Source organism: Staphylococcus sp. GDY8P72P, assembly GCF_016890655.1.
GTDB lineage: Bacteria > Bacillota > Bacilli > Staphylococcales > Staphylococcaceae > Staphylococcus > Staphylococcus arlettae.
In genome coordinates, this window is sequence record NZ_JAFEQJ010000022.1 from 24,800 (window position 1) to 29,814 (window position 5,015).

6 protein-coding genes are annotated in these 5,015 nt (G+C 32.6%); 1 reads left to right on the top strand and 5 read right to left on the bottom strand.

Annotated elements, in window-relative coordinates:
- Nucleotides 1–169: 169 nt before the first annotated feature.
- Complete coding sequence (locus JVU85_RS10130; protein WP_002508996.1) at nt 170–871, bottom strand: transglycosylase family protein; 702 nt, start codon at nt 869–871, stop codon at nt 170–172.
- 431 nt (nt 872–1,302) lie between these two features.
- Entirely contained in the window at nt 1,303–1,671 is a 369-nt protein-coding gene (locus tag JVU85_RS10135) for a single-stranded DNA-binding protein (RefSeq protein WP_002508995.1), read from the bottom strand.
- Nucleotides 1,672–1,857: 186 nt separating this feature from the next.
- On the opposite strand from JVU85_RS10135, the gene JVU85_RS10140 reads away from it, so the two are divergent.
- On the top strand, nt 1,858–2,301 hold the full coding sequence (locus tag JVU85_RS10140) for a YwpF-like family protein (RefSeq protein WP_002508994.1): 444 nt from the start codon (nt 1,858–1,860) through the stop codon (nt 2,299–2,301).
- Between the two features lie 293 nt (nt 2,302–2,594).
- Here JVU85_RS10140 and fabZ read toward each other — a convergent pair whose 3' ends face one another.
- The 3 genes from fabZ to JVU85_RS10155 form a co-directional block, all read right to left on the bottom strand.
- Nucleotides 2,595–3,032, bottom strand: coding sequence for a 3-hydroxyacyl-ACP dehydratase FabZ (gene fabZ, locus JVU85_RS10145; RefSeq protein ID WP_002508993.1), 438 nt, complete (start codon nt 3,030–3,032; stop codon nt 2,595–2,597).
- Nucleotides 3,033–3,072: 40 nt separating this feature from the next.
- Nucleotides 3,073–4,338, bottom strand: a complete 1,266-nt coding sequence (gene murA / locus JVU85_RS10150) for a UDP-N-acetylglucosamine 1-carboxyvinyltransferase (protein WP_107373936.1) — start codon at nt 4,336–4,338, stop codon at nt 3,073–3,075.
- Nucleotides 4,339–4,449: 111 nt separating this feature from the next.
- The gene (locus tag JVU85_RS10155) at nt 4,450–4,683 is read right to left on the bottom strand and encodes a DUF1146 family protein (protein WP_103387749.1); all 234 of its coding nucleotides are present in this window, start codon (nt 4,681–4,683) and stop codon (nt 4,450–4,452) included.
- Nucleotides 4,684–5,015 lie beyond the last annotated feature (332 nt).

The following is a 5,015-nucleotide window of genomic DNA, read 5'->3' on the forward strand; positions in this document are numbered from 1 at the left end:
AAATGATTTCGTCGTCCCACCCCCGCAAGGATGACTAGCCTTGAAACAATCTTGGTTTAAAGCGCATTTTCAATGCAGTCAGCTACTGCCAATATGAAAAGAAGCTAGGACAATTAATATTGTCCTAGCCTCGAAATTAAATCCTTATATTCATTTACAATTATTTAAATTATGCAGTAACCCATTGTGATGGACCAACTGTGTTGTATAATTCAACTGCAGCTGCATCTTGTACTGATTCTGGAGCTTCTGCTGGTGATACACCAACGTATTCAGCTGGTGCTACTGAATCCCAAGTAGCTTGTAAGAATTGATATTTACCTGCAGCTCCTGAACTTGGATTAATAGCTGTAATATCGCCACCTGATTCACGTTGAGCGATTGTTTGTAAATGAGAGTTAACATTTACAGATGAACCACTTGTAGCTTCACTTGAGCTTTCACTGTTTGAAGAAGTTGATTCTTGTTGTGGTTGTTGAGTTTCTTCAGTTTGTGGTGCAGCTGTTTGTTGTGGTTGTTCAGCTTGCTCACTTTGTTCTGTTGATGTTGCTTGTTCTGCTGGTGCTGATTGCTCAGTATCTTGAGTTGATTGAGCATTAGTATCAGCTGTTCCTTGACCATAGCCATTGTAACTCCATGACCAATAAGTTCCATCTGAATCAAAATTGTAATCTACTTTATCGTGATTAAAATCATAGTTATAAGCACCTTCATGAATTGGCGCGTCATTTAATTGTTGAGGGTTATTTTGTGCTGTATGTGCTAATTGTGCTTTATCAATACCTTGTTCAGAAGCATCAGCTTGTCCAGATGCTACTCCTGTTACACCTAATCCTAGTGCTAATGTTGAAGTAATTACTGTCTTTTTCATTGTTAATAATCCTCCTATAAGGTAAATAATTTTTATTATCAATTTGCAGTTACCACTATAACATCCAAAATCATCTTGTAGGTTACAACAAAATAAAAAAGTATTGGCTTTTTTTACAACCTAATTACATACAATGTCATAAAAAACATAACCAAAAATGCCGATTATTACCTTCATATCAAATTTAAATTGAGCATAATTTATATATTGGTATGTAATTATCATGTAATTTATCAGATTATTCTGCATACTATTTAATCACAATTCAAAGAAATAGCCACCAATCATAAAATGAAAGATGGCCATTTCAAAGAAGTATAATTGATATTAGGATTTAAAAGTGTATATCATAGTGGTTTATATTGGGAGATAAATTTGAAATAAGATGGTAGTTTTGGCATATAAACTTCAAATTAAATAATGTAGAATTTTTATAGTTTCAAGCCGATAGGATTAGGACTACAGGCCGTTGAAACTTGTGTTAGCGATTTAGGAGAAAGAAATCTAATTGTTTCCACTAATATCTCGGTAATAAAATGTGTTTGCCCTACTTTATCATACTTAGATGATTGTAGATTCCCGATAATGGCTACTAAAGAGCCTTGTGATAAATATTGTTTAATGTTAAGTGCTCGAGTACCTAAAGCTTTACAATTTAAATAATCACATGCTTGATGCTCTGTTTTGTATTTGTAATGACGATCTACAGCTAAACTAAAGGTTGCTAGATGTTTACCCTGATTACTATAAATTTTCGGGTCTTTCGTCAGTCGTCCAACAACGACTATGTGGTTAATCATATGTCACCTCCTTATCGATATCATATACAATTAGTAGCTATACCGTCAAAACGCTAAAAGTAAGTGATTGTTGACAGAAACATTCTATATTTTATAATAACTAGCTTCTGAATTTAAAATTACGTTATAATGGGTACATAAATGTAAATATAGTAATTTTTAAATTTTATTAATGGATGTGAGACGATGAAAACATTTAAAGCCGTAAGATTTCAAATCGTATCAGAAAACGGTGGTGTCACTGAATACGAATTAGAAGATGGTGTCATTATCAATAAAGAGAATAGTGGCACTGGCTGGTTATTAGAAATCGTCATTTCAGATTATCACTATGAAACAATGAAAGCTTTTCAAGAAGACGATAGTTTATTAGATATTCGTGTTGTTATCACACGACCTTCAAATGATCCTGCACTCTTTGATGCCACGATAAAGCATATTACTAAATTACAACATTCTATTTCTGTAGTTTTTGAATGCCATATCTATACATTAAGACAAGTATATGCTGAAAGTTTATTAGAACAACTCATCGATGAAGGTCTTACAGGAGATGAACTTAAAACATCATTTAATAGATTGATGCAATCGAAACCTCGTTTAAAAGATGAGAAAAGCGACAAACATTAAATGTACGGAATGATTTAACACATAATATAAAACTATAATTAACTTACTTAGACACTTTTGTTTTTGTCAAAATGACTTATATCAAAAGTGTTTCTTTAATTTTGTTTTCTTAAAAAGTATAATTTACGCATCAAAAAAAGAGCCTGAACACATTATGAAATGCCTTTGTCAAAATAACACTTATTAAAGTGAAAATTTTAAATAAAGCATATCTATTAATGTGTTAGACTCTTTACATATAGTATTAACTATTACAATGCAACGAAGGTTTTTGAACACCTTTCGCTTTATAATTATGCGTCTTGTATTGCAAATGTCAATTCACAACTACATGCTACTTGACCATCTACCGTTGCTTTAGCAGTACCTTTACCTATAGGTCCTTTAATTTTTGTAATTTCAACTTCTAATGTCAAAGTATCACCTGGAACAACTTGACGTTTAAAGCGACATTTATCAATACCAGCAAATAAAGCTAATTTCCCTTTATTCTCCTCGCTATTTAACATTGCCACTGCGCCAGTTTGAGCTAACGCCTCAGTAATTAACACACCAGGCATTACTGCATACTCTGGAAAATGACCTTGGAAAAATGGTTCGTTACCAGACACTTGTTTAATCGCTACACAACGATTACCTTCTTCATACTCAACCACTTTATCAATGAGTAAAAAAGGTTGTCTATGTGGGATGATTTGCTTGATTTGATTATAATCGAAAATTGTTTCCATTTTAAGTTCCTCCAACTCAATTCATTGTTGTAAATTAGCATTAATCTTGAACGCGTACGATATCTGCACCTAATGATTTTAATTTGCCATGTAAGTCAACATAACCACGATCAAGGTGCTTAAGTTCTGTCACCTGTGTTGTACCTTGTGCAACTAACCCAGCTAATATTAATGCAGCTGCTGCACGTAAGTCTGTGGCTTTAACTTGTGCACCTTGTAATTCACTTTTACCTTCAATTTTAGCACTGCGACCTTCAACTGAAATATTAGCATTCATACGTTTGAATTCGCCTACGTGCATAAAACGATTTTCAAAAACTGTTTCAGTTACAACTTTATTACCTTCTGCAGTCAATAATAATGCCATCATTTGGGATTGCATATCTGTAGGGAATCCAGGATGAGGTAAAGTTTTAATATCCACTGGTTTTAGTTCTTCAGTTGCTCGTACGCGTATAGCATCATCTAAGTATTCTAAATCTACTCCCATTTCTTCCAATTTATACACTAAGCTTGTCATATGCTCTTTTATTGCACCGTTTACTAATACATCACCACGTGTAATTGCGCCAGCGATTAGTAAAGTACCTGCTTCAATTCTATCTGGAATAATTGCATGTTCTACACCGTGTAGTTTTTCCACACCATTTATAGTGATTGTATCAGTACCAGCACCTAATACATTGCCGCCCATTTCATTTATATAGTTAGCCAAATCTACAATTTCAGGTTCGCGTGCTACGTTTTCTAAAATTGTTTTTCCTTCGGCTAATGACGCCGCCATTATAATATTTTGTGTTGCACCAACACTTGGAAAATCTAAATGTATTGTTGTTCCTTTTAAGCCACTTTGAGCATTTGCATAAATAAATCCACCATCCATATGGATTTCAGCACCCAATTCTTCAAAGCCTTTAATATGTTGTTCGATTGGTCGAGAGCCAATAGCACATCCACCTGGTAACGCTACTTTAGCATGACCTAAGCGTGCTAATAACGGACCCATTACTAAAATACTTGCTCTCATTTTACTTACATATTCGTAAGGAGCTTCTTCAAATAAAGTTTTGGTTGCATCTACAGATACGTATTCTTCTTCTTTGTTGTATGAAACCTCTGCATTTAATGTAGATATTACATTATTAATCGTTTCTACATCACTTAATGCAGGCACGTTTAATAGTTTACTTTCACCTTCTGAAGCTAATAATGATGCTGTTAATACAGGTAAAACTGCATTTTTAGCACCTGAAACTTTAACTTCTCCAGTTAGTTTATTTCCGCTATTGATAACTATTTTGTCCATCTTAATATCCTCCACTTTAAACTCCTATTTCAGACTCTTTTAAATATTATATTTTTAGTTACTTTCAAAATTATTATATCTTTATTGAAAAATAATTCACAAGTATTTGACCTATTTCATCAAATATTTTAGTTGTGTAGAAAATTGTAATAAATCAATTATAAAATTACTTACTGCAGTACCTAAAAATATAGCAATAAAAATCATACATATTTGTACTTGAACGGGGAAACCCTTTTTAAAAAACTGTTCTAATCTTACAGCATTCAATGCCCAATAACTTATACAAATACAGATAACATGTAATATTAAATGTACTATTGCAAATTGACCTAGATATTCCATTTTCAATTCTCCTCATTATTCTCTAATTAATTATTTTACACGAAATAATTGTTAAAAGATACTTTCACATACTCAATATGTACATTAATTAAGAATAATAAGTTACGATTTACATTCTATATTTCATAAAGAATGGTTTTGTAAAAGTAAGTCTAATAATTTATATTTTCACTTATTTTTATATTTTAAACATTAAAAAGAGGGAGTGGGACAGAAATCTGATTTGAAAAAATGATTTCGTCGTCCCACCCCGGCAAGGATGACTAGCGTTGAAACAAGCGTTGTTTTAAGCGCATTTTCAATGCAGACAGCTAATGCCAATATTAAAATTG